This window comes from Nonomuraea sp. NPDC047529 (assembly GCF_040642995.1).
GTDB lineage: Bacteria > Actinomycetota > Actinomycetes > Streptosporangiales > Streptosporangiaceae > Nonomuraea.
Window position 1 is genome coordinate 27,276 of record NZ_JBEYTJ010000048.1, and the last position, 26,194, is coordinate 53,469.

Here is a 26,194-nt window from a genome sequence, read left to right on the forward strand (position 1 = left end):
CAAGGCACCGGGCTTGAGGGAGGCGGGCGTCAAGGCGCCGGGCTTGAAGGTCGTCGTCGTGGGCGCGGGCCTGGCCGGGCTCACCGCCGCCGCCGACCTGGCCGCGTCCGGCGCCGAGGTCACCGTGATCGAGGCCAGGGACCGCGTCGGCGGCCGTACGCACGGCATCGAGGTCGCCCCCGGCGGCTGGGCCGACGCGGGCGCGGCGTACCTGGGGGAGCGGCACACCGCGTTGACGGCCCTGCTGGCCGAGCTGGACCTGAAGACCACCCCGGCCACCGTGGGCGGCGCGGCCAGGTTCGCGCTCGGCGGCGAGCCGGTGACCGGCCGCTTCCCGCCTCTGTCGGCGGTCGCGCTGGGCGGCCTGTTCGACGCGCTGGAGGAACTGGCCGCCGCCGTCCGCCCCGACGCGCCCTGGCTGACCCCGGACGCCGCCCGCCTGGACGCCACCACGGCGGCCGACTGGGCCGAGGCACACCTGACGCATCCGGACGCGCGGTTGTTCTTCCCGCTGTTCGCCGGCGAGATGATGGCCGCGGACCCGGCGGACGTGTCCGTCCTGCACCTGGCCTTCTACCTGCGCTCGGGCGGCGGGCTGCGCTACCTGAACGCCTTCGCGGGCGGCGCGCAGGAGGACCGGATCGACGGCGGCGCCCACCAGGTGTGCCTGCGCCTGGCCGCCCGGCTCGGCGACCGGGTGCGCCTCGGCGAGCCGGTGCAAGCGGTCCACCAGGACGACTCCGGCGTGGACGTCGTCACCGCGACCGGCTCGGCCAGGGCGGACGCGGTGGTGGTCGCCGTGCCGCCGTCGCTCGCCGACGCTGTGGAGTTCCGGCCGGGCCTGCCCGCGCCGCGGTCGGGCCCCCGTACGGCGCCCGGCTGCGCGGTGAAGGTGCACCTGGTCTACCCCGCGCCGCTCTGGCGCGAGCAGGGCCTTTCGGGCTGGTCGGTCAGCGCGGACGGCCCCCTGCTGTCCACCGTGGACGACTCGCCCGCGGGCGGCTCGGCGGGCGTGCTGACCGGGTTCGTGACCGGCGCGCAGGCCAAGGCGTTCGCCGCGCTGCCCCCGCGCGAGCAGGCCGGGCGGGCGCGGGCCCAGGTCGCGCGGCTGTTCCCCGGGCTGCCCGCCCCGGACGCCTGCCACGTGACCGACTGGCTGAGCGACGAGCACAGCCGGGGCTGCTACGCGGCGCTGTTCGGGCCGGGCGACTGGCTCCGGCTCGGCCCGCGGCTGACCACCCCCCACCAGCGGGTGCACTGGGCCGGCACCGAGACGAGCACCGAGTTCTTCGGCCTGATGGAAGGCGCCATCCGCTCAGGACACCGGGTGGCCGCGGAGATCGACGCGACCTGGAGGCACATCCATGACTGACCGGACCCCGATCGCCCCCCTGGCCGTACGGGAGGGCTTCATGACCGAGCCCGGCCTCGGCGCGGGCAACTTCCTCGACCACGCCCTCGCGGCCAACCCCAACCGCGCGGTGCCGTTCGTCCACAGCCACCACACCGACCACCGCGGCCAGGTCGTGTTACGCGGCCACAGCCTGACCGACCTCGCGGCCCTGCGCGACCGGTACGCCACCTGGTACCACGCCAACGGCGTGCGGCCCGGCGAGCCCGTGGGCGTCGTCGTGGCCGAGGGGCTGGAGCCGCTGCTGCACTTCCTGGCGCTCACCGCGCTCGGCGCAATCCCGGCGATGGTCAACGACGCCATGCGGGCCGACGTCATGGCCGGCTACCTGGAGCACGTCGGCGTGGTCGGCGTCGTCGCCGACGACACGACCCGGCTGCAGCTCGCCTACCGCAACACGCCCCGGGCCCGGCCCAGGTTCCTCGCCCTGGCCGCCGAGGTGCGCGCCCACGACGCGGCGTCGGGCGGCCTGCCGGAGCAGTACCCGTACCGGCATGAGCCGGACGACGTGGTGGCACTCATCCACTCCTCGGGCACCACCGGCACGCCCAAGTCCACCATCCTCGGGCATCGCAGCTTCTGGGACGGCAAACAGCTCCGGATGGTGCGCTTCCCGGCGGAGCCGTACGACCGGCTGATGTCGCTCATGCCGCACACGCACGCGGGCGGGCTCAGCTACTTCCTCACCGCGGTCCTGCTCGGGCTGCCGACCGTGATCATGTCGGACTGGCGGCGCGCCGGCGTGGAGCCGGTGATGGAGGCGTTCCAGCCGACGATGGTGGCCTCGTTCCCGCGCACGTTCGTGGAACTGGCGACCGGCGAGCTGCCGATCAGGGGCGCGGCCAGGGTACACTCCTGGTTCAACACCGGCGACAGCGCCCACTACGGCCACATCCGGCGGCTCGTCACGCTCGGCGAGCGGCCCGCGGGGCTGATCAGGTCGTGGCTGCTGCCGCGCGGCGAGGCCGCCGGCGAGCCGCTGCCCGGCTCCCAGTTCGTGGACGGGCTCGGCTCCTCGGAGATGGGCATGGCGCTGTTCGGCCAGGTCACCTCCCCCGAGACGCCGCGCGCCGACCGCTGCGTCGGCAAGCCCCAGGACGCGGTGATCAAGGCCGCCGTGCTCGACGAGAACGGCCGGGAGCTGCCCGACGGCGAGGTCGGCCTGCTGGGCGTGATCACTCCGTCGCGCACCCCCGGCTACTGGAACGACCAGAGGCTGACCGGCAGCTTCGAGCTCAACGGCTTCTGGCTCACCGGCGACGTCGCCCGCCGGGACGCCGAGGGCGACTTCTACCACCTCGACCGCACCGTGGACGTGATCGACACCGCGGCCGGGCCGGTCTACAGCCTGCCCGTCGAGGAGGTGCTGATCGCCGACTGCGCGGACCTCGTCCAGGACTGCTCGGTCGTCGGCGTGCCGGGGCCCGAGGGCCAGGTGCCGATCGCCGTCGTACGGACGCAGGCCGGGGCCGCCGCCGTCACCGCCGAGGAGGTCAGGGAGAAGGCCAACAAGGCGCTGGCCGACGCGGGCCTGGCCACACTGGCCGCCGTGGTCCTGGCGCGCACCGAACAGGACTACCCGCTCGGCCCCACAGGCAAGGTGCTCAAGCGTGAGCTCCGCACCCGGCACGCGGCGCTGTTCGCCGGATGAGCCCGCACGACGACACCCCCCGCCACCCCGTCGCCGCCACCGGAACCGCCCGCTCAGCCGCCACCGGAACCGCCCGGTCCGGCGCCGCGGGGCCCGCCAGTGCCCGGTCCGGCGCCGCGGGGCCCGCCAGTGCCCGGTCCGGCGCCGCGGGGCCCGGGACCGCCGAGTCCGGCGGCGTCCGCCCCTTCGTGTACGCGCGGCGGGCGCTCGCCGAGCCCGACTGGCGGCGGCTGCCGGGCTGGCGGGAGGTCACCGAGGCGCAGTGGCGCGACGCCCAGTGGCAGCGCGCCCACTGCGTGCGGAACGCGGCGCAGCTGCGCGCCGTGACCGGCGACCTGCTCCAGGACGCCTTCCTCGCCGACCTGGCCGCCGACGTGGCCCGGTTCGCCACCATGTCCATGCTGGTCACGCCCCAGCTCCTCAACGTCATGGCGCCGGACGAGCCGGAGGACCCGGCCGCGTTCACGGCGGCGTTCCTGGCCAACCCGGTCCGCCGCTACCTGCTGCCGGTCGCCTCCGACCGGCACCCGGTCTGGCCGAGCCATCCGCGGGCCCAGCGCGACTCGCTGCACGAGGCCGAGATGTGGGCGGTGGAGGGCCTGACCCACCGCTACCCGACGAAGGTGCTGGCCGAGCTGCTGGCCACGTGCCCGCAGTACTGCGGACACTGCACCCGGATGGACCTGGTCGGCACGTCCACGCCGCAGGTCGTCAAGGCCAGGCTCGCGCTCAGGCCGGTGGACCGGCAGGAGCTGATGCTGGACTACCTCAAGCGCACGCCCGCCGTCCGGGACGTGGTGGTCTCCGGCGGCGACCTGGCCAACATGCCGTGGCCGCGGCTGGAGGCGTTCCTGCTGCGGCTGCTGGAGCTGGAGTCCGTGCGCGACATCCGGCTGGCCACCAAGGCGCTGGTCGGGCTGCCGCAGCACTGGCTCCAGCCGGCCGTGGTCGAGGGCGTGGGCCGGGTGGCCGCCGTGGCCCGCGCCCGCGGGGTGAACCTGGCCGTGCACACCCACGCCAACCACGCGCGTTCGGTGACGCCGCTGGTCGCCGAGGCGGCCGGGGCCCTGCTGGCGGCCGGCGTACGGGACGTGCGCAACCAGGGCGTGCTCATGCGCGGCGTGAACGCCACCCCGCACGACCTGCTCGACCTGTGCTTCGCCCTGCACGGCGAGGCCGGCATCCTGCCCTACTACTTCTACGTCTGCGACCTGATCCCCAACGCCGAGCACTGGCGCACCCCGCTCCACCAGGCACGCAACCTCCAGGAGGCCATCATGGGCCACCTGCCCGGCTACGCCACGCCCCGGATCGTGTGCGACGTGCCCTACGTCGGCAAGCGCTGGGTGCACCAGGCCGCCGCCTACGACCGGGAACGCGGCGTCTCGTACTGGACCAGGAGTCACGGGATCGGGCTGGAGCCGCCCGGCCCTGAGCGTCGCTTCCCCTTCTACGACCCGATCGACACCCTGCCCGAGCCCGGCCGCCGCTGGTGGACGAGCCAGAAGGGAGAGTCATGACCCCGTTGCGCCGCATGTGCTGGATCTTCCCCGACCGGGAGTCCACCCGGGCCACCGCGATGTGGCACCCGTTCTTCTGGGACCTGTACGAGGACGTGGCCGCCGAGCTCGGCCTGCGCTGGACCAGGAACTCCCCGGACTCGGTCACCGTGGACGCGCTGGACCCCGGCAACCCCCGCGTCTACGTGGACGACGAGCCGGTCACCCCCGAGGACACGCTCTTCATCACCGCCCTGTACTCCCTGCCCTACCAGTCCATGGACGTCTTCAACCAGTACGCCCTCTACGCCGTCCTGGAGGAGGCCGGCTTCTACCTGCCGTTCCCGCCGTCCCTGTCGCCGGTGGCCAACGACAAGCTGGCCACCGTCCTGCGGCTGCGCGACTCGCCCGTGCCGCCGATCCCGACCCTGCGCATCGGCACCGGCCGGGACACCAGCAAGCACCTGTACGAGGCCGCGATCGCCGGCCTCACCTACCCGGCCCTGGTCAAGCCCGCCGGCTGGTGCGGCGGCGGCGGGGTGAACCTGGCCCGCGACTCCGAGGAGCTGCGCGGCCTGGCCAGCCTCGCCCAGGGCGGCGACACCACGCTCGTGGTCCAGCCGTACCTGGGCGACGGCACCGTGGACTACCGCGTCTACGTCGTGGACGGCGAGCCGTACGCCGTCATGAAGCGCATCCCCGAGCCGGGCTCGCCGGTCGCCAACGCCAGCAGGGGCGGCACGATGGAGTTCCCGCCCGTGCCGCCGGAGCTGGCGGCGGCCACGGCGTACTTCTACGAGCGGGTGCCCATCCCGTTCTTCTGCGTCGACTTCCTCCACGACGGCGAGCGCTACTGGTTCTCCGAGCTGGAGCCCGACGGCGTGATCGCCCCCGACCTGGGCGACCCCGCCCGCACCCTCCAGCGCGACGTCACCCGGGCCCGCTGGACGGCCTACCGCGACGGCCACGCCCGCTTCCTCAAAGAACGCCTCCCGCACGAACCCGAGAGCTGGTGACCCCCATGACCGAATCGTTCTCGCTGACGCCCGAGGCGGCAGAGCCGCGCCTGAGCGTCCCGAGGCGCTCGCTGGAGCGGCTGAGGAGCGTGCCCGCGCTCGCGCCGCGCTACGAGGGCCACGGCAAGGTGCTCACGCTGGAGGACCTGGCCGCCCTGCCCCCGCTGGTCAAGGACGACCTCAACGTCGCCCTCGCCCACCTGGAGCCCAAGGCCGGGCAGGGCGCGACCTGGCTCTTCCAGAGCGGCGGCAGCACCGGCGCGCCCAAGGTCGGCTACGCCCCCACCGGCTTCTACATGGCGGGCGTGCACCGCGAGTGGCGGCCCCTGGAGCCGGACGACGTCTTCGTCAACGCCTGGGGCGCCGGCCGCATGTGGGGCGCCCACTTCCTGGCCGCCGCCTTCGCCGACCTGTCCGGCTGCCGGGTCATCGCCCTGGGCTCGGTCGGCAGGGACGAGTACGGCGACTGGCTCGGCTTCCTCGCCGACCGGAAGGTGACCGCGTTCGGCGGCACGCCCAGCGTGCTGCGGTTGTGGTTCGCCCACGCGCGGGCCGCCGGGCTGCGCCTGCCCGCCCTGCGCAAGGTGCTCTGGCTGGGCGAGGCGTGGCATCCGCAGCTCGACGAGGACCTGGCCGAGGTCGCCCCGGACGCCCGCCGCTGGGGCATGTTCGGCAGCACCGAGACCTGGGTCGCGGCCACCAACACCCCGGACTGCCCGGCCGACGTCTTCCACCCGCTGCCTGACCAGCTCGTCCACAGCGACGCCGACGAGCTGCTGGACTTCACCACGCTCGACCCGGACATGCTCAACCCGGTGCTGCGCTACCGCACCGGCGACGCCGGCCGCTTCGTCGCCTGCCCGTGCGGCCGGGACGGCAGGGCGCTGCGCATCCTGGGCCGCCGCGACTCGGTCGTCCAGGTACGCGGCCTCGGCCTGCACGTGGACGACGTCGTCGCCCAGGCCGAGCGCGAGCCCGGCGTGCTGCGGGCCCAGGTCCTGGTCACCGAGCGGCGCGGCCGGGTCTCCGGCGTGGACGTGCTGCTGCTGACCGGCCAGGACGCCCCGCCCGACCTGCCCGAACGGCTGCGCCGCGACCTCCTGGCCGCCACCTTCACCCTGAGCACGGCCTTCCAGCACGATCCCGGCTCCTTCCGCGTACGGGCGGTGGACGCGCTGATCGGCAACGACCGCACCGGCAAGACCTCGTCCTTCGTAGTCCGGGAGGAGCAGTGAGGATGCCGGGGTCGCTCGGCAGGGAGTTCGGCCTCTACTGGAGCGGCCAGACGGTGAGCCTGCTCGGCGACCGGATCACCGTGTTCGTCGTCCCGACGCTGATGATCTTCGTACTGCACGCCTCCGCGCTGGAGGTCGGCATCGTGGCCATGGCCCAGTACCTGGGCATCCCGCTGCTGGGGCCGATCGCCGGGGTGCTGGTGGACCGGTGGGACAAGCGGCTGACCATGGTCGTGTGCGACCTCGTCCGGCTGGTGGCGGTGGGGGCCATGCCGGTCGCGTACTGGTGCGGGGTGCTCTCGACGCCCGTGCTGTTCGTGTGCGTGGCGCTGATCAGCGGCGCGACCATCTTCTTCAACATCGGCTACCTCGTCGCCGTGCCCACGACCGTGCCGCAGGACCGGCTGGTGCGGGCGTACTCGCGGCTGGAGGGCAGCAGCACGGTGTCGGAGGTGGCCGGGCCGTCGATCGCGGCCGGCCTCTACCACCTGCTCGGCGTGGCCTCGCTGCTCGTGGACGCGGCCACCTACCTGGTCTCGGCGGCGTGCCTGCGGGCCATGAAGCCGTGGGGCGTCACGACCGGGGAGCGGGTGCCGGTGCGTTCGCGGCTGATGCTCGGGTTCCGGCTGAACTGGGCCGATCCGGTGCTGCGGCGGGTGGTGCTGGCCGCGGTGGTGCTCAACTCGGGCGGGCCGATCTTCGTCACGGTCCTGCCGGTGCTGGCCTACCAGGGGCTCGGCGTCTCGGTGGGCGTGTTCGGCGCGGCGATGTCGGCGGCGGCCGTCGGCGCGGTGCTCGGCGCGCTGGTCGCCCCGAGGATCAGCGACCGGCTCGGCCTCGGCCGGACCATGGCGTGGGCGCTCCTGCTGCACTGCCTGGTCGGCCTCGGCGTGCTGGCCGCGCCCGCGCTGCCCGCCGCGCCGGTGATCGGCGTGACGTTCGGCTGCTACGGCTTCTTCATGTCGTGCATCAACGTGTGCAGCGCGCCGATCCGGCAGTCGCGGATGGCCGCCGAGAACCAGGGCGTGATGCACGCCGCGTTCCGCACGGCGACCTGGGGGGTGATCCCGCTGGCCGCGCTCGCGGGCGGGTCGGCGGTCACCCTGCTGACGCCCGCGCTGGGCGTGCTCGGCGCGGCGCAGGCGGTCATGGCCGGCGGCACGCTGCTGGCGGCGTTCTCGTTCCTGCCCGCCTCGGGCCTCCAGGCGCTGATGGACCGGGCCGCGCCGCGGGCGCACCTGGCGGGGAGCGCGTCATGACGACAGTGCTGATCACGGGGACCTCGTCGGGGATCGGGCTGGCCACCGCGGTCGCCGCCGCGCGGGCCGGGCTGACGGTCGTGGCCACCATGCGCGACCCCGGCCGGGACGGCGACCTGCGCGCGGCGGCCGATCGGGCCGGCGTCACCCTGGACGTCCGCCGCCTCGACGTCACCGACCCGGCCTCGGCGCGGGCCTGCCTGCGGGGCGTGCGCGAGACGTACGGCGGGCTGGACGCGCTGGTCAACAACGCGGGCGTGTCGAACTTCGACCCCACGATGGAGATGTCCACGGCGGAGGCGCTGCGCGCCAACTTCGAGGTCAACTTCTTCGGCGTCGTCGAGGTCAGCCGGCTCGCGATGCCGCTGCTGCGGGCCGCCGGCGGCCGTCTGGTGACGATCGGGAGCGTGCACGGCGTCGTGGGCCAGCCGTTCAACGAGGCGTACGCGGCGGCGAAGGCGGCGGTCGAGGGGTTCATGGAGAGCCTGGCGCCGGTCGCGGCCGAGCACGGGGTGCGGGTGAGCGTGGTCGTGCCCGGCTTCGTCTCCGACACCCGGTTCGGGATTTTTCCGGACATCAATAGGAAGACGATCCGGGCCGCCTCCGGCCCGTACGCCCCGACGTTCGACGCCTACCTCGACTGGGTGTGCGGCCCCGGCTGGGAGGGCGCGGGCCAGTCCTCCTGGCAGGTGGCCGACGTCGTCGTGGACGCGCTGACCGCCGCCGACCCGCCCTTCCGCATCCCGACCAGCCCCTGGGTGTCGGAGTACGTGGCCCGCAAACTCGCCGACCCCGACGGCTCGGCCGTCCGGACCATGGCCAGGACCTGGATCGGAGCCGCGCCGTGACCGGCCCCGATCCGGCCTGCCGGGCGCTCGGCATCGCCCTGGAGGAGGCGGCCGGAGGCCGGGCCCGGCTGCGCATGCGCGTCACCGAGGACATGGTGAACGGGCACGGCGTCGCCCACGGCGGCTACCTGTTCCTGCTCGCCGACGCCGCCTTCGACCACGCCTGCAACAGCCGCGGCCCGGTCATGCTGGCCCATAGCGCCCAGGTCACGTTCCTGCGCCCGGCCGCGGCGGGCGACGTGCTGGTGGCCGAGGCCACGGAACGGGCAAGACACGGTCGGCACGGCGTCTACGACGTCACCGTACGCCGCCCGGCCGGCGAGATCGTCGCCGAGTTCCGCGGCCACGGCGTCGTGGTCGCCGGCCGGCCCACCGACGAAAGGAAGGCCCCATGACCGAGCAGAACAGACGAACCGGGCGTTGGATCGAGCACTGGGAACCCGAGGACCCGGGCTTCTGGGCGGCCGTCGGACGCCGCGTCGCCACCAGGAACCTGATCTTCTCCATCTTCGTGGAGCATCTCGGCTTCGCGGTGTGGCTGCTGTGGAGCGCCGTCGTCGTCCTGCTGCCGAAGGCGGGCTTCCCGTTCACCGTCGACCAGCTCTTCTGGCTGGTCGCGGTGCCGAACCTGGTCGGCAGCACGCTGCGGCTGCCCTACACCTTCGCGGTCTCGGCCTTCGGCGGGCGCAACTGGAACGTGGCCAGCGCCCTGCTGCTCCTGGCGCCGACGGGGCTGCTGGCCTGGCTGGTCACCGATCCGGCCAGGCCTTACTGGATGTTCCTGGTCGCCGCGGCCACGGCCGGGCTCGGCGGCGGCAACTTCGCCTCCTCCATGGCCAACGTCTCCTACTTCTACCCGGAGCGGCGCAAGGGGTTCGCGCTGGGCGTGAACGCGGCCGGCGGGAACCTGGGCGTGGCGGTCGTGCAGCTGCTGATCCCGCTGGTGGCGGCGGGCGGCCTGGCGTACGCGGGGCTGGTGTGGCCGCCGCTCATCGTGGCCGCCGCACTGTGCGCGTACCTGTTCATGGACAACCTGGCCGTGGCCAGGACCGGCTTCGGCACCCAGGGCAGGGCGTTCCTGCGTCCGCACACCTGGGTCATGTCCTTCCTCTACATCGGCACCTTCGGCTCGTTCATCGGATACTCGGCGGCGTTCCCGCTGGTCGCCAAGTCGGTGTTCGCGCAGTCCGCCTCGCCGTACCTGGCCTTCATCGGGCCGCTGGCCGGGTCGCTGGCGCGGCCGGTCGGCGGCTGGCTGGCCGACCGGTACGGCGGGGCCAGGGTCACCTCGTGGTCGTTCGTCGTCATGGCCGCCGGGGCCGTGGCCGCGCTGGCCGCGCTCGGACGGCACAGCTTCCCGCTCTTCCTGGGCGCGTTCCTGCTGCTGTTCGTCGCCTCCGGGGCGGGGAACGGGTCCACGTACCGGATGATCCCGGCCATCTTCACCGCGCAGGCCCGGCACGGCTCGGCGGACGTGCGGCTGCGGGCGAGGCGCGAGGCCGCGGCGGCCATCGGCATCGCCTCGGCGATCGGCGCGTTCGGCGGGTTCCTCATCCCGCGCGGCTTCGCGGTCTCGCTGGCCGGATCCGGTTCCGTCGCGCCCGCCCTCCAGGTGTTCATCGGCGCCTACGCCGTCTTTCTGGCCACCAATTGGTGGTTCTACCGCCGCAGGGTGCTGGCGCGGGTCCCCAGCCTGGCCCACAGCCGGATCTGAGCACCGCTCTGAGCACCGACGACCCCAAGGAGTGACACATGCCCGCCAAGTCCCTGCGTGACCTGATCGACTTCGCCCGGCGGCACTCGCCGTTCTACGCCGAGACCTACCGCGACCTGCCCGACGGCGTGGACGACCTCACCGCGCTGCCGATCATCGACCAGGACGCCTTCTGGGCCGCCAACACCTACCCCGACAACCGGCTGCTGACCGGCCCTCTCACCGACGCCGGCGTCTACGCCTCCGGCGGCACCACCGGAGCGCCCAAGTTCTCCCCGTGGACGCGCTCCGAGCACGCCGACTCGGTGACCGCGTTCGGCGCCGGCATGGTGAAGGCGGGCCTGCGGCCCGGCCACCGGGTGGCGAACCTGTTCTCCGCCGGCGAGATGTACGGCGGCTTCCTCTACATCGAGCACGCCCTGCACAACGCCCCCGTGGAGAACGTGCGCCTGCCCATCGCCTGCCACGCCCCGGACGGCTACATCGCCGACCTGATCGAGCTGTTCGGCGTCCACGTGCTGGCGGGGCCGCCGATGAAGCTCGGCAAGGTGGCCGAGGCGGTGATCGCGCGCGGGCGCAGCGCCGACACCGTGGAGCTGCTGCTGTTCGCCGGCGACCTGCTCTTCGACGACCTGCGTCCCCAGCTCGCCAAGGCCTTCCCCGGGGCGGCGATCGCCTCGCTCGGCTACGCCTCGGTGGACGCCGGGCTGATCGGCGGGCCGGTGGCGGGCGCGGACGTGCGGGTGCACGAGGCGTTCCCCGACCGCACGCTGGTGGAGCTGATCGACGAGGTGACCGGCGAGCCGATCAGCACGCCGGGGGTGCGCGGCCGGGTCGTCGTCACCAACCTGTTCAGGACGCTGATGCCGGTCATCCGCTACCCGGTCGGCGATCTGGGGGAGTGGACCGACGCCGAGTGCCGGGCGTTCCGGCTGGTCGGACGGACGTCCGAGGGGGCCAGGGTGGAGACGGTGGCGATGTCCAGCGAGGCCGTCCGGGCCGTGCTCGTCGCCGCCGACCCGGACCGGGCGATGTCGGCGATGCAGATGGTCCAACGCCGCTGGGACGGCAAGGACGGCCTGCTGCTCCGCCTGGCCTGCGCGCAGGAGCCGCCGCCCGGCCTGACCCAGCGGCTCGTGGACGCCGTGTACGCGGCCAAGCCGCTCTACCCGAAGTCCGTGGCCGAGGGGCTGGTGCACCCGCTGACCGTCGAATGGGTGCGGCCGTCGGAGCTGGTGACACACCCGCGTACCGGGAAGGTGCTCCAGGTGGTGGACGAACGCCCGCATCCCTGAACCCCGTGCGGAACCTCCGGCCTCGGCCGGAGGTTCCGGATTAATGCGGATTTCTCCGCGTCGTTCGACGCTTCGTTTCTATGATGGAAAGGAGCGTCCGCGGGGCGATGCTCATTCGGGTACGCACCAGCTGACGACGACCCGGCAGGTTGCTCCAATGGCGGATTCGTTCGACGACGCTCACCTTCGCCTGGTGACGAAGGAATGTCTCCCGCTCGGGAGCGGCGACCGGCTCCCGGTCATCGTGCTGCTCGGGCCGGACGGCACCGACCGTGAGGTGTGCCTGACCCGCGTCTGGAAGAGCGTCACCAGGCCGGAGTCCCCCCCGGGTGCGGGTGGACTTCCGGCTGCCGGGGCTGCGCGACGCGCCGGTGGTCAAGACCGTCGAGCGCATCGCCCACGACCTGATGGAGACCTCCAGCGTCAGGCTGCCCCGGGTGGTCTTCGCGCTGCACGTGCTCGCCCTGGACCCGCGGGACCGTTCCGACAACGAGCTGACCGGCGAACTGGACGACCTCGTGGACGGCGGCGACCCCGAACGCCTGTCCGACGCCCTGGCCCTGCTGCGCGACCTGCTCGGCCGCATCCCGGGGGCCGAGCCGCTGGCCGCGCTCACCTCGGTGCTCCAGTACGCCGCCCGGGGCCAGCGCCGCCGCGTGGTCAGGCTGCTCAACGGCAAGGGCAGGACGTGGCTGGCCGCCCAGATGGCCAACGGCAACGTGATCGACCTGGCCAGGCGCCGGGACGGCCACGCCGGAGACCCGGCCGGGTCCGCCGGGTCGATCCTGTGCCGGGCCCTCGTCGCCGACCTCACCGACTCCTGGTCCAAGAGCCATCGCCATGCCCGGAGCTGCCTGCTGCTGCTGGAGGGGGCCGAGACCGCGGCGGGCCGGGCCCTGCTCAAGGCGCTCGGCCCGGCCAAGGGCGCGGACCCGCTGCTGGTGGTGGCGGAGTCGAAGCAGTGGCTGCCGATGGGCGGCTCGTGGGCGCGTCCCGGCACGGTCGTCCCGGGCGCCGCCTACCCGCCCACGCTCGCCGAGGCGGGCTACCGGGACTGGCGGGACGGCTACGACGCGCGCGAGCAGCCGTGGTGGTACCCGGTGCTGATGCCGCCGCTGCCGGCCGACAGGTCGCGCGCCTACGCCTCGGCCGTCCAGGAGCTGACCGGCGGCCATCCGGCGGTGACCCGGCGCCTGGGCAGGCTGGCCGCCACGGCCCAGGACGACGACGCCTTCCGCGCCGTCGTGTGCCGGGAGGACCTGCTGCGCTGGCCGGACTGGCTGCACCTGGCCCACCTGGACGAGCTCACCGACTGGGCGGCGGCCAGGAACGTGGACGACGCCGAGAGCGCCCTGCTCAAGCGGGCCGGCCGGGCGCCGAACCTGCGCAACGAGCTGGCCGACCTGCTCTGGCTCGCCCGCCGTCCGGAGGAACGGGACCCGCACGGCCGCTACGAAGGGACGCGCGGCCCCCAGGTCACCGTCATCCACCCGTGGCTGCGGCGGCTGCTGCTGCACCGGCTGGCCGTCACCGGCCGCTGGGACGACGTGCACCGCGACCTGGAACGGTTCCACCTCGGCCCCGGAGGCGAGGAGAACACGCGCAGCCTGCACCACCGCCTGGCCCTCGTCGGCCGGGACGACCCCGAAGGCCACCTGACCCACGTGGCCGGGCACCTGCACCGCCTCTTCGACCGGCTCGACGTGCGCGAGGACGGCCAGAGCCGCCTGCCGGAATGGCTCGCCGGCTTCAACGAGGTGACCACGGCCCCCAACCGGCTGCCGCTGGTCACCCCCCTGGACGAGCTGTACGACTCCCTGGTGGCGACCGCCGGCCCGCGCGAGCGCGGGGACTGGCTCGTCGTGGTCAGGACCCTGGTCGTGGATCGCTGGTTCTGGCTCGACCCGCTGCTCGACCCGTCGGGGAGCCGGGCCGAGCAGGTCGCGCGCGGGTTGCGGGACCTGGCCAGGAGGTCCGCCACCAGTCCGGCGATCTTGTTACGGGAGGCCGACAGGTATGAGCGACGACGGTGACGACCCCGGCAGGGCCGGGACGGGCGAGCCGGCCCCCGCGGAGGTCGGCGCGAAGTGGGCGCGGGACCGTCGCAACCGCGTCTTCCTGCGAAGAGCCCTGGCGGGCGTGCTCGTCGTGGCGGTCGTCGTCGTCCTCGGGTTCTCCGTCAGGACGTCGAGGCTCACCGACGAGAGCGGCGCCTTCGGCCCCGACCTGGCTCCGGTCATGGACCGCATCGCCGCGGAGAACGCCGAGGTGGCGAAGAACCACCCGGGCGCGTACGTCACCGTCGTGGCGATGTTCCCGATGACCGGCTCCCTCACCGACATCGGCCTGAACAGGGAGAGCATCAGGCACGGCCTGGAGGGCATCCACCTGGCGCAGGTGTGGCGCAACCGGCAGCCGTCCTCGCCGCCGTACGTGCGGGTGCTGGTCGGCAGCGACGGGCCGGACGACTGGGAGCCGACGGTCGAGGCGATCAAGGCCCGGACCGCGGACGAGCACATCGTGGCCGTGACCGGGCTGGGCGCCAGCACCGGCACGACCCGCAGAACGGTGGAGAGCCTGAGCGGCAGCGGGTACGCGATGGTCTCGGCGGTGATCACCTCCGACGAGCTCACCGGGGTCCGCGGGCTGGCCCGCGTCGCGGCGCTGAACAGCGAGCAGGCCCAGGCGGGGGTGGTGCACGCCAGGAAGGTGAACCCCGGGCTCAAGGCGGTTGTGATCAAGGACCTCAACCCGGCGGACAGCTACGTCAAGACCCTCGCCCGGTTCTACACCGGCTCGCTGGCCGGCCGGGAACGCGTGATGGAGCTGTCGTTCGACTCCTCGACCCGGTTCTCCGGCACCGTGCTCGACGTCATCGCCGAGCGGGTCTGCAACTCCGGCGCGAACACCGTCCTGTACGCCGGGCGCAGCGAGCAGCTTCCCGCGCTGATGCAGGCGCTCAGCCAGCGCGACCGGTGCGTCCGGCCCGGCATGACCGTGATCACCGGCGACGACGCCAGCGAGATGAACCGCAAGGCCGACCTGAACATGTGGGGGGACACCAGGATCCGGCTCTTCTACACGGCCCTGGCCCACCCGGCGGGCCTCACCCTGCCCGGCGGCGAGGTGCTCACGGCGATCAGGGCCAGATTCGCCGGCGACGACCCCGACGCCTTCCCGCGCGTGTTCCCGCACGAGAGCCTGGGCGACGGCATGGCCATCATGCACCACGACGCCATGTTCGTGGCCCTGGAGACGGTCAAGGCGTTCGCCCGGGAGCCGGACGTGCCCTCGCCGCAGGACATGGCGAACATGCTGACCAGCGGCACGGTGGCGGTGGAGGGCGCCAGCGGCCCGATCAGGATCGTCGAAGGCGGCGCCCGCCAGACCAAGGAGATCCCGATCCTCCAGCTCAACCCGGACGGCACGTCGGCGTACTCGGGACGGATCACGATGACGGACGGCGGCCCCGGCCGGAGCTGAGCCGCCTTTCATGTATTACCTATTGCTTTTGTGGGAAATTTCGCGCAGGATCAAAGGCGTGAAGAGCCTTCTGGTGGCCCGCCTCCACGTCGACCTCCGGCGGCAGGCGAGCGCGCTCTGTGCCATGCGGTGACCTCCGGGTCCCCGCTCTCCTCGGACGCCCGAGCGTCCTTCCCCCAGACCTTCCCCGAAGCTCAGAGGAGTGGCCCGACCATGTCGACCACCAGCGTTCTCACCGTCCGGCGCGTCGCCGGGCACATCGGCGCCGAGATCAGCGGCGTCAACCTGGCCCACCCGCTCGACCCGTCCGTGGTCGAGGAGATCCGGCAGGCCCTGCTCGCGTACAAGGTCGTGTTCTTCCACGGGCAGGAGCTCGACCACGCCGCGCAGATCACCTTCGCCCGCCAGTTCGGCGAGCTGACCCACGCCCACCCGCACGAGGACGCGCCGCCCGAGGAGTTCCCGCAGATCCTCACCATCGACCCCCGCCGGTACGAGAAGCGTTACGGCGTCAACTACCGCGAGCTCTACCAGCGGCGGCGCTACTCCTACTTCTCCGGCTGGCACACCGACGTCACCGCCGCCGTCAACCCGCCCGCCGCCTCGATCCTGCGGGCCGAGACCGTGCCGGAGTTCGGCGGCGACACCCAGTGGACGAACCTGGTCGCCGCCTACGAGGGCCTGTCCGCGCCGCTGCGCGCCCTGGTGGACGGCCTGCGCGCCGAGCACCGCTTCCTGGCCGGCTACCAGTCCGCCGACGAGGACGGCAAGCTGGTCAAGCGGATCAACGACAACCTGCTGATCTCCGTGCACCCGGTGGTGCGGGTGCATCCGGAGACCGGTGAGCGGGCGCTGTTCGTCAACCCCGGCTTCACCGACCACATCGTGGGCCTGTCGGCCGTGGAGAGCCGCCGCATCCTCGACCTGCTGTACGAGCAGCTCACCCGGCCCGAGTACACCGTGCGGTTCCGCTGGCGTCCCGGCAGCGTCGCCTTCTGGGACAACCGGGCCACCGCCCACCTCGCCCCGTCCGACCTCGACCACCTCGACGTGCCGCGCACGCTGCATCGGGTCACGCTGATCGGCGACCGTCCCGTCGGCCCCGACGGGTTCGTCTCCGAGATCGTGGCCGGAAGGGAGTTCAGGGCGCAGTCACTCGTGGTCGCCTGACGACGGCGGCCACCTCCGCGAGCGGGACCCGCTCGCGGCACCGGACGCGCGGGCGGGGGCTGGGGGGTGCCCGCCCGCGGCGTCGGTCCCCACTTCTGGGAGGGGGGTGCGCGACGCGATCAACCGGCGGCCGAGCCGCTGCGCCGGGGCCTCGACCACGTGGTACGTCACCAGGCACAGCGGGATCAGGACCACGTAGTAGAGCGGCAGGTTCGGCAGCGGGCGCAGCAGCAGGGGATGCAGCAGGTAGACGGAGAAGCTGATCACGCCGAGCCGGGTCAGCACCCGCGGGAACGCCCTGTGGCGCAACGCCAGCCCCAGCCCGAACACGGCGAAGGCGAGCACGAGCGCGGGCGCCCAGCCCGGGTCGTCCTTGGCGGGTATCCCGCAGGCCAGCACCGCCAGCGCGGCCAGACCGGCGGTCCGCCAGGAGATCGTGCCCTGCTCGGCGCGGTGAACGGCGGTCCCGGCGAACATCGCGGCCAGGATGATCACGCCCTGCCAGGTGCCCGCCCGGCTGCCCAGGACCACCAGCGCCAGCCCGAGCAGCCCGCCCGCCACGGCGGCCGCCGTACGGGCCCGGCCGCGTCCGAGGACGGTGACCGCGATCGCCGCGACGACCGCGAGGGCGAGCAGCGCGGCGACCAGGTCGGCCCCGCCGTTGATCGACGCGCCCGGCAGCAGCAGCCCCGCCGGCACGGCCAGCGCCGCCAGGGACACGGCGATCCCCGCCGACCTGTGGGCCTGACCGGTCGCGAACAGCCCCACGCTGATCAGGTAGAACGCCATCTCGTACGAGAGCGTCCAGGTCACGCCGATGACGGGCGGCAGGTTGAGCAGCTCCTGCAACATCGTCAGGTTGCCGAGCGCGACCAGGGGCGCGGGACGTTCGCCGAGGCGGGGGTCGAGGGGGAGCAGGCCCGCGAGGCCGAGCAGGAAGGCCAGGCCGAGTGCGGTCAGCAGCAGCGGCAGGAGGCGGAAGGCCCGGCCGGTCCAGAAGGCGCGCAGGTCGCCGCGCCGTTCCAGGGAGGCCGGGATGATGTAGCCGCTGACCAGGAAGAACACGAACACGCCCCACGTGCCGAGGTCGATCCTGCGGTCCACGACCGCCCACACGGCGGGGACGAAGGACCAGCCGGCGTGGTGCGCGGTGACGGCCAGCGCGGCCGGCCCCCGCAGGGCGTCCAACCAGGCCAGCCGGGTGGGGGCGGGGGACATCTGTGCGATTCTAGGCTATTTGTCGCAGGTCATTCGCGACCTGACCCCCCGCGAGCGCATGGCCCGCATCGCCCTCGGCTCTGTCCGTGAGCGGGTCGCCCGCCGCGCTCAGCGGGACGGCGAACGCCGCAGGCGCAGGCCGATCACCACGACCGCGACGCCCACCAGGAGCACCAGCGGCCCGATCACCGCCCAGGTGGCGTCGCCGGTCATCACGCTGCCGCCCACCACGCCCAGCCCCTGGAGGGCCCACAGCCCGCCGACCAGGGCCAGCAGCACGCCGGCGACGATGAGGATCCAAGAGGTCATCGTTCTTCCCGTCTCTCGTCCCGCCGCGCTTGTCCCGCCGCGGGGCTCTGTGTGCGTTGACAGCGGTGTTCGTTGATCGCGTGGCCCCCGAAGAGTAGCCGAGCGTTTGTCACAGAATGCGGATTTTTCCGGTCACCTCTTGGCGGCGGCTTTCCGTCGTCCTAGTGTTCAGTGCAATGCCACACATTACTGAGCCCTATGGAAGGAGAGTCATCGGTGCGTGACGGCAGGCCCCCGAGGCTGTCCGAGATCCCCGCTTTCACCGCGTACATGAACAGCGGCTGGGGCACCCCCGACCGCACACCGCCCGTCGTGCCCGGCGCGGCCGAGGCCGCCGCCGTCCACCGGGCCAGGCTCGCCGAGGCGCTGCCCGGCCGGACCGTCGTGCTGGCCGCGGGGCAGGCCCCGATCCGCAGCAACGACATGGCCTACGACTTCCGCGCCGCCAGCGACTTCGTCTGGCTGACCGGCTGCCAGATCGAGAACGCCGTCGTCGTGCTGGAGGGCGCCGAGGCCACCCTCTACCTGCCGCCGCCCGCCGTTCCCGGCGATCCGGCGTTCTTCGCCGACTCCAGGTACGGCGAGCTGTGGGTGGGCGCCGCGCCGGGCCCGGAGGACTGGGCGAAGGCGCTGGGTGTCCGGGTCCGGCCGCTGGCCGAGCTGACCATGGAGGTCACCGAGGACCAGGAGGCCCGCCGGGTCCTCGCCGAGCTGCGCATGTACAAGGACGACTGGGAGATCGGGCAGCTCCGCGAGGCGGTGGACCGCACCGTCGAGGGGTTCGCCGCCGTCGTCCGCGAGATCCCCGCCGCCGTCGCCGGGCGCGGCGAGCGGTGGCTCCAGGGCACCTTCGACCGGTACGCCCGCGCGTACGGCAACGGCCCCGGCTACCCCTCCATCGTCGGCGGCGGCCCGCACGCGCCCACGCTGCACTGGGTGCGCTGCGACGGCCCCGTGGTCCCCGGCGAACTGCTGCTGCTCGACCTCGGCGTCGAGGCGGAGAGCTGCTACACCGCCGACGTCACCCGCACCTTCCCCGTCTCCGGCCGCTTCACCCCGGCCCAGCGGCAGGTGCACGACCTGGTCGAACGGGCCCACCGGGCCGCGCTCGCCGCGGTCGCCTCCGGCCGCCGCTTCAGCGACTTCCACCACGCCGCCATGGAGGTCGTCGCGCACGGCCTGGCCGACTGGGGCCTGCTGCCGGTCTCGGTGGACGAGGCGCTGTCCGACGCCGGGCAGCACCACCGCCGCTACCTGGTCTGCGGCGTCGGCCACCACCTGGGCCTGGACGTGCACGACTGCGGCCGGGCGAGCCAGGAGTCCTACCAGGACGCCGTCATGGCCCCCGGCATGGCGCTCACCGTCGAGCCCGGCCTGTACTTCCACGCGCACGACCTCACCGTCCCGCCGGAGCTGCGCGGGATCGGCGTCCGGATCGAGGACGACCTGCTGGTCACCGAACAGGGCGCCGACGTGCTGTCGGCCGCGCTGCCCCTGGACGCCGACGGCCTGGAGAAGTGGATGGCCGCCGGGTAGGTAGCCGCTGTGACATCACCGTGACATCACACCGCATAATCTCGAAAATCCCCAGTGAGGAGACCTCAGCATGACCACCTCCGCCACACCGTGGCGCGGCATCCACGTCGCGACGGCCCTGCCCTTCCACGACGACCTCTCCGTGGACTACGACGGGTTCGCCGAACACGTTCGGTTCCTGGCCGCGGGCGGCTGTGACGGTGTGACGCCCAACGGTTCGCTGGGCGAGTACCAGACGCTCACGCCGGAGGAGCGGACCCGCGTCGTCGAGACCGCCGTCCAGGCCGCGCCGGCCGGGTTCGGCGTCATGCCGGGCGTGGCCGCGTACGGCGCCATGGAGGCCCGCCGCTGGGCCGAGCAGGCGGCCGAGGCCGGGGCCACGTCCGTGCTGCTGCTGCCGCCGAACGCCTACCGGGCCCCGCGCGAGGCCGTCGTCGCCCACTATCGGGAGGTCGCCAAGGCCGGGCTGCCGGTCGTGGCCTACAACAACCCGTTCGACACCAAGGTGGACCTGACCCCCGCCCTGCTGGCCGAGCTGTTCCACGAGGGCCTGGTCGTCGGCGTCAAGGAGTTCACCGGGGACGTGCGCAGGGCGTACGAGATCGCCGAGCTGGCGCCGGACCTTGACCTGCTCATCGGGGCCGACGACGTGCTGCTGGAGCTGGGCCTCGCCGGGGCCGTCGGCTGGATCGCCGGTTACCCGAACATGATCCCGGAGTCCACGACCCGCCTGTACCGGCTGGCCACCTCGGGCGACCCCGCCGACCTGCCCGAGGCGCTGCGCGTCTACCGCGACCTGCACCCGCTGCTGCGCTGGGACTCCAAGCCCGAGTTCGTGCAGTCGATCAAGCTGTCCATGGACCTGGCCGGGCGCAAGGGCGGCGCCTGCCGTCCGCCGCGCCTGCCGCTCGCGCCCGAACTGGTCGCCCGCATCACCGCCGACACCGAGACCGTCCTGGAAAAGGGCTACAAGTGAGATCACGCCGCACCTTCCACGCCGTCGACTCCCACACCGAGGGCATGCCCACCCGCGTGATCGTCGGCGGCGTCGGCACGATCCCGGGGGCGACCATGGCCGAGCGCCGGCTGTGGTTCATGGAGAACAGCGACGACGTCCGCACGCTGCTGATGTACGAACCGCGCGGCCACGCCGCCATGAGCGGGGCGATCCTCCAGCCGCCGACCCGGCCGGACGCCGACTACGGCGTGCTGTTCATCGAGGTCTCCGGGCTGCTGCCGATGTGCGGCCACGGCACGATCGGGGTGGCGACCGTCCTGGTGGAGACCGGGATGGTGCCCGTGGTCGAGCCGGTCACCACGATCCGGCTCGACACGCCCGCCGGGCTCGTGGTGGCGTCCGTGGCGGTCGAGGACGGCGCGGCGACCTCGGTGACCATCCAGAACGTGCCCTCCTTCGCGTACGCGCTGGACCGCAAGGTCGAGGTGCCCGGCTTCGGGGAGATCGCCTACGACCTGGCCTTCGGCGGGAACTTCTACGCCTTCGTCGAGCTGGCCGACCTGGGCCTGCCCTTCGACCGGGCCCGCGCCGGCGACCTGCTGACCGCCGGGCTGGCGATCATGGACGCCGTGAACGAGCACGACCGCCCGGTCCACCCCGAACGTCCCGACATCAACGGCTGCCACCACGTCTACCTGGCCGCCCCCGGCTCGACGGCGCAGCTGTCCAGGCACGCCATGGCCATCCACCCCGGCTGGTTCGATCGCTCGCCGTGCGGCACCGGCACCAGCGCCCGCATGGCCCAGTTCCACGCCCGGGGCGAGCTGGCCCTCGGGGACGACTTCGTCAACGAGTCGTTCATCGGGACCCGCTTCACCGGGCGGCTGCTCGGCGAGACCACGGTCGGCCCGCTGCCCGCCGTGCTGCCCTCGATCACCGGCCGTGCCTGGGTCACCGGCACCTCGCAGTTCCACCTCGACCCGACCGACCCGTTCCCGGCGGGGTTCCTGCTGTGAGCCGGCCCGGCCCGCGGGCGGGCGGCGCGAAGGGCACCCCGTGAGCGCCGACCTGGTCGTGGTCGGCGCGGGCGTGGTGGGCGCGGCCGGCGCCTACTTCGCCGCGCTGGCCGGGCTGCGGGTGGTGGTCGTCGAGCGCGGTGCCATCGCCGGCGGCACCTCCAGCGCGGGCGAGGGCAACCTGCTGGTGTCCGACAAGGAGGCCGGGCCCGAGCTCGACCTCGCGCTCCACTCCCAGCGGGTGTGGCGCGAGGACCTGGCCGAGCACGCCGGGTCGTGGGAGTTCGAGGCCAAGGGCGGCCTGGTCGTCGCTTCGTCCGGGGCCGGCCTCGCCTCGCTGCGTGAGCTGGGCGAGCACCAGCGCCGCCACGGCGTCGAGGTGCGCGACGTGGCCGCGCAGGAGCTGCGCGACTACGAGCCGCACCTCGCGCCCGGCCTCGCCGGTGCCGCCTTCTACCCCCAGGACGCCCAGGTCCAGCCCATGCTGGTGGTCGCCCACCTGCTGCGCCTGGCCCGCGCGCACGGCGCCGAGGTGCGGACCCGTACCGGCGTCACCGGGTTCCTGCGCGACGGGAGCCGCGTGACCGGCGTGCGCACCACGTCCGGCGACCTGCCCGCCGGGGCGGTGCTCAACGCGACCGGCACGTGGGCCGGCGACCTCGCCGCCCTGGCCGGGGTGAACGTGCCCGTGCTGCCCCGGCGCGGGTTCGTGCTGGTCACCCAGCCGATGCCGCCCCGGACGATCCGCCACAAGGTCTACGCCGCCGAGTACGTCGGGGACGTGGCCAGCTCCGACGCCGCCCTGCAGACCTCGCCCGTCGTGGAGGGCACCGGCAGCGGCACGATCCTCATCGGCGCCTCCCGGGAGCGGGTCGGCTTCGACCGCACGTTCTCCCCGGCGGCGGCCGGGGCGCTGGCGGCCAAGGCGATCGCGCTGTTCCCGATGTTGCGGGACGTCCGCGCCATGCGCACGTACCTGGGGTTCCGGCCGTACTGTCCGGACCATCTGCCGGTGATCGGGCCCGACCCGCGCGCACCCGGACTGTGGCACGCCTGCGGGCACGAGGGCGCGGGCATCGGGTTGTCGGCGGGCACCGGCAAGCTCATCGCCCAGGCCCTCACCGGCCGCACCCCTGACCTCGACCTCACCCCGTTCGCCCCCGACCGTTTCCCCGACGCCGAGGCCCATGACGCGGAGGCCCCTGACACCGAGGCCCCCGGCGGCGGGGCACCCCCGACCGGCGGCTCCGGGACCGGGTCTTCCGCGACCGAGGAGGCGCCCCGATGACCCACCAGCTGACCTTCCGCGGCGAGAGCGTCCCCGCCGAGCCCGGACAGAGCGTGGGGGCCGCCCTGGTCGCGGCCGGCATCCTCGACTGGCGCACCACCCGCGGGGCGGGCCGGCCGCGCGGCCTGTTCTGCGGCATCGGCATCTGCTTCGACTGCCTCATCACCGTCGACGGCGTCCCCGACCTGCGCGCCTGCCTGGTCCCGGCGCGCGACGGCATGCGCCTCGGCGACGACACCCCCGCCCAGGAAGACGGCGAACAGGGTGCCGGCGAGCGGGGAGGGCATCATGCGTGAGCCGTACGACGTCGCCGTGGTCGGCGCGGGGCCGGCCGGGCTGGCCGCCGCCGTCGAGGCCGCCGAGGCCGGGCTCGGCGTGGCCCTCGTGGACGCCGCCGGCCAGCCCGGCGGCCAGTTCTGGCGGCACTACGACGAACGCCACGCCCGCCCCGGCGACGCCGCCGGACACCACGGCTGGCCGGTCTTCACCCGGCTCCGCGACCGCCTGCGCGCCCTGACCGCCGCCGGACGGGTCCGCTACCTGCCCGGCCACCAGGTCTGGCTGGCCACCCGCGACGGCGAGGGCACGTTCACGCTGCGCACGACGCCGACCGTCCCCGAGGAGGGGGCCGCCGGCACGACGGTGACCGCCCGCGCGCTGATCCTGTGCCCCGGCGGCTACGACAGGCAACTGCCCGTCCCCGGCTGGGACCTGCCCGGCGTGATGGCCGCCGGAGGAGTGCAGGCCCTGCTCAAGGGGCAGCGCACCCTGGCGGGCCGCCGCGCGGTGGTCGCCGGGACCGGGCCGTTCCTGCTGCCGGTCGCCACCGGCCTGGCCGCCGCCGGGGCGCGGGTGGCGGCCGTCGCCGAGGCCAACGCCACGCTCGGGTGGCTGCGCGACCTCCGGGGCGCCGCGTCGGTGCCCGCCAAGGGGCTGGAGGCGCTCCAGTACGCCGCGCTGCTGGCCCGCCACCGCGTCCCGTACCGCACCAGGACCGTGGTCACCGAGATCCTGGGCGAGGACCGGGTCGAGGCGGTCCGGCTCAGCGGGGTCGGGAGCGACGGCCGCCCGGCCGGGCCGGTCAGCGAGGTCCACGTCGACCTCGTCGCGCTCGGCTGGGGCTTCACGCCCTCGCTCGAACTGCCGCTCATGCTCGGCGCGGACACCAGGAAGGACGTCGACGGCTCGCTCGTCGTCATCGTGGACGCCTTCCAGCGCACCGGCGTCCCCGGCCTGTACGTCGCCGGCGAGGCGACCGGCGTCGGCGGCGCCGTCCTGGCCCGGCAGGAGGGCCGGCTGAGCGCCCTGGCCCTGGCCCGTACGCTGGGCCGCCGCGCCGACCCGGCGCTGATGGGCCGCCTGCGCCGGTCGATCGCCCGCGGACGGCGCTTCGCCGCGGCCATGCACCGGACCTACCCCGTGCCGCGCGCCTGGACGACCTGGCTGCGGGACGGGACGCTGGTCTGCCGCTGCGAGGAGGTCTCCTACGGCGATCTTCGCCGTGCCCACGACGACCTGGGGGCCGACGACCCGCGCACCCTGAAGATGCTGGCCAGGCCGGGCATGGGCTGGTGCCAGGGACGGGTGTGCGGGTTCGCCACCGCCGGCGTCGCGGCCTGCCTGAGCCGCCGCGAGAGCACGGCGGCCGACCTGCGCCCGCTGTCCACCCGGAGCCTGGCGGCCCCGGTGCCGCTGGGCGAGCTGGCCGCCCTCGCCGACGAAACTCCCGACGAAGACGAAAGAGGACAAGACCGTGAGTGACGTGCTGAGCGTCGATCCGCGTACCGGGGAGTCCCGCGGGCGCGTCGCGGCGGAGTCCACGCCGCAGGACGTGGACCGCGCCGTACGCGCCGCTGCCGCCGCCGCCCCGGCGCTGGCCGACCGGTCCGTACGCGCCGAGTTGCTGCGTACCGCCGCCGCGCTGCTGGAGGAGGGCGGCGAGGAGATCATCGCGACCGCCGACGCCGAGACGGCGCTCGGCCGGGTACGGCTCACCGGCGAGCTGGCCCGCACCTGCTACCAGCTGCGCGCCTTCGCCGACGTGGCCGAGTCGGGCGCCTTCCTGGACGTGATCATCGACCACGCCGACCCGGCCGCCCACCCGGCCCCCCGTCCCGACCTGCGGCGCTACAAGGTGCCGCTGGGCGTGGTCGCGGTGTTCGCGGCGAGCAACTTCCCGCTGGCCTTCAGCGTGCCGGGCGGCGACACCGCCAGCGCGCTGGCCGCCGGCTGCCCGGTCGTCGTCAAGGCGCATCCGGACCATCCGGCGACCAGCGTCCTGACCGCCCGCGCGCTGCGCGCCGCCGCGGAGAAGGCCGGGCTGCCGGCCGGCGTCGTGGGCCTGGTCCACGGCTTCGAGGCGGGTCCGGAGCTGGTCCGGCACCCGCTGACCGCCGCCGTCGGCTTCACCGGCTCGGTACGCGGCGGGCGGGCGCTGCACGACCTGGCCGCCGCCCGTCCCCGGCCGATCCCGTTCCACGGGGAGCTGGGCAGTCTCAACCCGGTCGTGGTGACCGAGCGGGCCGCCGGGACCAGGGCGGCCGAGATCGGCGCGGGCCTGGCCGCCTCCTACACCCAGGGGCTCGGCCAGTTCTGTGTCAAGCCGGGCCTGGTCCTGCTGCCCGCGGGCCCGGCGGGCGACGCGGTGCTCGACGCCGTCGTCTCGGCCGCGGTCCCCGCCGGACCGCTGCTCGACCCGCGCATGCGGGTGGCCTTCCTGGACGGCGTGCGCTCCCGCGCCCTGCTGCCCGGGGTCACGCAGGCGCTGCCCGCGGGCGAGGACGACGCCGCGCCGCTCGCCGTCCGGCCGGGCGTGCTGACCGTGGCGGCGCGACGGCTCGCGGACGGGGACGCGTACGCCGAACTGCTGGAGGAGTGCTTCGGACCGGTCACCGTCGTGGCCAGGTACGGCTCGGAGGCCGAGCGGGACGCGGTGCTCGACGCGCTGCCCGGCAACCTCACGGCGACCGTGCACCTGGGGGCCGACGAGCGCGAGGGCGCGGCGGCCGGCCTGGTGGCCGGGCTCGCCGGGCTGGCCGGACGGGTCGTCGTGGACGGCTGGCCCACAGGCGTGTCGGTCGCGCCCGCGATGCAGCACGGCGGGCCGTACCCGGCCTCGACCAGCACCTCGACCTCGGTCGGCGGCACCGCGATCGAGCGCTGGCTGCGCCCGGTGTGCTTCCAGGACACCCCTGACCCCCTCCTGCCGCCGGAACTGCGCGAGGCCAACCCGCTCGGCGTCCCCCGGATGGTGGACGGAGTCGCCTGACGCTTTTATCTACACTTGTA

Annotated in this window: 23 protein-coding genes; 21 read left to right on the forward strand and 2 right to left on the reverse strand. The window is 74.0% G+C overall.

Going from position 1 to position 26,194, the window contains the following annotated elements; genetic code table 11:
- Window positions 1-43: 43 nt before the first annotated feature.
- The 14 genes from ABZ815_RS45245 to ABZ815_RS45310 all read left to right on the forward strand — a co-directional run bounded on the left by ABZ815_RS45245 (window position 44) and on the right by ABZ815_RS45310 (window position 16,581).
- Entirely contained in the window at window positions 44-1,372 is a 1,329-nt protein-coding gene (locus tag ABZ815_RS45245) for an FAD-dependent oxidoreductase (RefSeq protein WP_357707954.1), read from the forward strand.
- The gene (locus ABZ815_RS45250; protein WP_357707956.1) at window positions 1,365-3,062 is read left to right on the forward strand and encodes a class I adenylate-forming enzyme family protein; all 1,698 of its coding nucleotides are present in this window, start codon (window positions 1,365-1,367) and stop codon (window positions 3,060-3,062) included. Before ABZ815_RS45245 ends, ABZ815_RS45250 begins: the two co-directional genes overlap by 8 nt.
- Complete coding sequence (locus ABZ815_RS45255) at window positions 3,059-4,582, forward strand: lysine 2,3-aminomutase (protein WP_357707957.1); 1,524 nt, start codon at window positions 3,059-3,061, stop codon at window positions 4,580-4,582. Before ABZ815_RS45250 ends, ABZ815_RS45255 begins: the two co-directional genes overlap by 4 nt.
- Window positions 4,579-5,577, forward strand: coding sequence for a hypothetical protein (locus tag ABZ815_RS45260; RefSeq protein WP_357707958.1), 999 nt, complete (start codon window positions 4,579-4,581; stop codon window positions 5,575-5,577). Before ABZ815_RS45255 ends, ABZ815_RS45260 begins: the two co-directional genes overlap by 4 nt.
- A 5-nt stretch (window positions 5,578-5,582) precedes the next feature.
- Complete coding sequence (locus tag ABZ815_RS45265) at window positions 5,583-6,812, forward strand: AMP-binding protein (protein ID WP_357707959.1); 1,230 nt, start codon at window positions 5,583-5,585, stop codon at window positions 6,810-6,812.
- Between the two features lie 2 nt (window positions 6,813-6,814).
- Window positions 6,815-8,071, forward strand: coding sequence for an MFS transporter (locus tag ABZ815_RS45270; protein WP_357707960.1), 1,257 nt, complete (start codon window positions 6,815-6,817; stop codon window positions 8,069-8,071).
- Window positions 8,068-8,919: an SDR family NAD(P)-dependent oxidoreductase gene (locus ABZ815_RS45275; RefSeq protein ID WP_357707962.1), complete on the forward strand. Its 852-nt coding sequence runs from the start codon at window positions 8,068-8,070 to the stop codon at window positions 8,917-8,919. Before ABZ815_RS45270 ends, ABZ815_RS45275 begins: the two co-directional genes overlap by 4 nt.
- Window positions 8,916-9,314, forward strand: coding sequence for a hydroxyphenylacetyl-CoA thioesterase PaaI (gene paaI / locus ABZ815_RS45280; protein ID WP_357707964.1), 399 nt, complete (start codon window positions 8,916-8,918; stop codon window positions 9,312-9,314). The genes ABZ815_RS45275 and paaI overlap by 4 nt, the downstream gene beginning before the upstream one ends.
- A complete protein-coding gene (locus ABZ815_RS45285) occupies window positions 9,311-10,633 on the forward strand; it encodes an MFS transporter (RefSeq protein WP_357707965.1) in 1,323 nt (440 codons plus the stop codon). Before paaI ends, ABZ815_RS45285 begins: the two co-directional genes overlap by 4 nt.
- A gap of 38 nt (window positions 10,634-10,671) precedes the next feature.
- Window positions 10,672-11,928 (forward strand): hypothetical protein, encoded by a 1,257-nt coding sequence (locus ABZ815_RS45290; RefSeq protein WP_357707966.1) that lies wholly within the window; start codon window positions 10,672-10,674, stop codon window positions 11,926-11,928.
- 329 nt (window positions 11,929-12,257) lie between these two features.
- Window positions 12,258-13,961, forward strand: a complete 1,704-nt coding sequence (locus ABZ815_RS45295) for a hypothetical protein (RefSeq protein ID WP_357707968.1) — start codon at window positions 12,258-12,260, stop codon at window positions 13,959-13,961.
- Window positions 13,945-15,411, forward strand: a complete 1,467-nt coding sequence (locus ABZ815_RS45300; RefSeq protein WP_357707969.1) for a hypothetical protein — start codon at window positions 13,945-13,947, stop codon at window positions 15,409-15,411. The genes ABZ815_RS45295 and ABZ815_RS45300 overlap by 17 nt, the downstream gene beginning before the upstream one ends.
- Window positions 15,412-15,421: 10 nt before the next feature.
- On the forward strand, window positions 15,422-15,544 hold the full coding sequence (locus tag ABZ815_RS45305; protein ID WP_357707970.1) for a putative leader peptide: 123 nt from the start codon (window positions 15,422-15,424) through the stop codon (window positions 15,542-15,544).
- A gap of 80 nt (window positions 15,545-15,624) precedes the next feature.
- Window positions 15,625-16,581 carry a TauD/TfdA family dioxygenase gene (locus ABZ815_RS45310; RefSeq protein WP_357707971.1) on the forward strand — a complete coding sequence of 319 codons (957 nt, stop codon included), beginning with the start codon at window positions 15,625-15,627 and terminating at the stop codon, window positions 16,579-16,581.
- On the opposite strand, the gene ABZ815_RS45315 is transcribed toward ABZ815_RS45310, so the two are convergent.
- Together ABZ815_RS45315 and ABZ815_RS45320 are read right to left on the reverse strand one after the other, a co-directional pair.
- Window positions 16,564-17,799, reverse strand: a complete 1,236-nt coding sequence (locus tag ABZ815_RS45315; RefSeq protein WP_357707972.1) for an acyltransferase — start codon at window positions 17,797-17,799, stop codon at window positions 16,564-16,566. The genes ABZ815_RS45310 and ABZ815_RS45315 overlap by 18 nt on opposite strands.
- A 108-nt stretch (window positions 17,800-17,907) precedes the next feature.
- Entirely contained in the window at window positions 17,908-18,108 is a 201-nt protein-coding gene (locus tag ABZ815_RS45320) for a hypothetical protein (protein ID WP_357707974.1), read from the reverse strand.
- A 216-nt stretch (window positions 18,109-18,324) separates the two neighbouring features.
- Here ABZ815_RS45320 and ABZ815_RS45325 point away from each other — a divergent pair, with 216 nt between their 5' ends.
- The 7 genes from ABZ815_RS45325 (at window position 18,325) to ABZ815_RS45355 (ending at window position 26,174) form a co-directional block, all read left to right on the forward strand.
- On the forward strand, window positions 18,325-19,644 hold the full coding sequence (locus tag ABZ815_RS45325; protein WP_357707976.1) for an aminopeptidase P family protein: 1,320 nt from the start codon (window positions 18,325-18,327) through the stop codon (window positions 19,642-19,644).
- 70 nt (window positions 19,645-19,714) lie between these two features.
- Window positions 19,715-20,620: a dihydrodipicolinate synthase family protein gene (locus ABZ815_RS45330; RefSeq protein WP_357707977.1), complete on the forward strand. Its 906-nt coding sequence runs from the start codon at window positions 19,715-19,717 to the stop codon at window positions 20,618-20,620.
- Window positions 20,617-21,618 (forward strand): proline racemase family protein, encoded by a 1,002-nt coding sequence (locus ABZ815_RS45335; RefSeq protein ID WP_357707978.1) that lies wholly within the window; start codon window positions 20,617-20,619, stop codon window positions 21,616-21,618. Before ABZ815_RS45330 ends, ABZ815_RS45335 begins: the two co-directional genes overlap by 4 nt.
- Window positions 21,619-21,658: 40 nt before the next feature.
- Window positions 21,659-22,906 carry an FAD-dependent oxidoreductase gene (locus ABZ815_RS45340; protein ID WP_357707979.1) on the forward strand — a complete coding sequence of 416 codons (1,248 nt, stop codon included), beginning with the start codon at window positions 21,659-21,661 and terminating at the stop codon, window positions 22,904-22,906.
- Window positions 22,903-23,202 carry a (2Fe-2S)-binding protein gene (locus tag ABZ815_RS45345; RefSeq protein WP_357707980.1) on the forward strand — a complete coding sequence of 100 codons (300 nt, stop codon included), beginning with the start codon at window positions 22,903-22,905 and terminating at the stop codon, window positions 23,200-23,202. Before ABZ815_RS45340 ends, ABZ815_RS45345 begins: the two co-directional genes overlap by 4 nt.
- Entirely contained in the window at window positions 23,195-24,667 is a 1,473-nt protein-coding gene (locus ABZ815_RS45350; protein WP_357707982.1) for an FAD-dependent oxidoreductase, read from the forward strand. The genes ABZ815_RS45345 and ABZ815_RS45350 overlap by 8 nt, the downstream gene beginning before the upstream one ends.
- Window positions 24,660-26,174 (forward strand): aldehyde dehydrogenase (NADP(+)), encoded by a 1,515-nt coding sequence (locus ABZ815_RS45355; RefSeq protein ID WP_357707983.1) that lies wholly within the window; start codon window positions 24,660-24,662, stop codon window positions 26,172-26,174. Before ABZ815_RS45350 ends, ABZ815_RS45355 begins: the two co-directional genes overlap by 8 nt.
- The last annotated feature ends 20 nt before the right edge of the window (window positions 26,175-26,194 follow it).

Coding starts and splice junctions, on each gene's coding strand:
- ABZ815_RS45315 (WP_357707972.1), bottom strand. CDS start 17,799: ATGTCCCCCGCCCCCACCCGGCTGGCCTGGTTGGACGCCCTGCGGGGG.
- ABZ815_RS45270 (WP_357707960.1), top strand. CDS start 6,815: ATGCCGGGGTCGCTCGGCAGGGAGTTCGGCCTCTACTGGAGCGGCCAG.
- ABZ815_RS45275 (WP_357707962.1), top strand. CDS start 8,068: ATGACGACAGTGCTGATCACGGGGACCTCGTCGGGGATCGGGCTGGCC.
- ABZ815_RS45255 (WP_357707957.1), top strand. CDS start 3,059: ATGAGCCCGCACGACGACACCCCCCGCCACCCCGTCGCCGCCACCGGA.
- ABZ815_RS45305 (WP_357707970.1), top strand. CDS start 15,422: ATGTATTACCTATTGCTTTTGTGGGAAATTTCGCGCAGGATCAAAGGC.
- ABZ815_RS45265 (WP_357707959.1), top strand. CDS start 5,583: ATGACCGAATCGTTCTCGCTGACGCCCGAGGCGGCAGAGCCGCGCCTG.
- ABZ815_RS45330 (WP_357707977.1), top strand. CDS start 19,715: ATGACCACCTCCGCCACACCGTGGCGCGGCATCCACGTCGCGACGGCC.
- ABZ815_RS45300 (WP_357707969.1), top strand. CDS start 13,945: ATGAGCGACGACGGTGACGACCCCGGCAGGGCCGGGACGGGCGAGCCG.
- ABZ815_RS45320 (WP_357707974.1), bottom strand. CDS start 18,108: ATGACCTCTTGGATCCTCATCGTCGCCGGCGTGCTGCTGGCCCTGGTC.
- ABZ815_RS45285 (WP_357707965.1), top strand. CDS start 9,311: ATGACCGAGCAGAACAGACGAACCGGGCGTTGGATCGAGCACTGGGAA.
- ABZ815_RS45290 (WP_357707966.1), top strand. CDS start 10,672: ATGCCCGCCAAGTCCCTGCGTGACCTGATCGACTTCGCCCGGCGGCAC.
- ABZ815_RS45310 (WP_357707971.1), top strand. CDS start 15,625: ATGTCGACCACCAGCGTTCTCACCGTCCGGCGCGTCGCCGGGCACATC.
- ABZ815_RS45350 (WP_357707982.1), top strand. CDS start 23,195: ATGCGTGAGCCGTACGACGTCGCCGTGGTCGGCGCGGGGCCGGCCGGG.
- ABZ815_RS45250 (WP_357707956.1), top strand. CDS start 1,365: ATGACTGACCGGACCCCGATCGCCCCCCTGGCCGTACGGGAGGGCTTC.
- ABZ815_RS45260 (WP_357707958.1), top strand. CDS start 4,579: ATGACCCCGTTGCGCCGCATGTGCTGGATCTTCCCCGACCGGGAGTCC.
- ABZ815_RS45345 (WP_357707980.1), top strand. CDS start 22,903: ATGACCCACCAGCTGACCTTCCGCGGCGAGAGCGTCCCCGCCGAGCCC.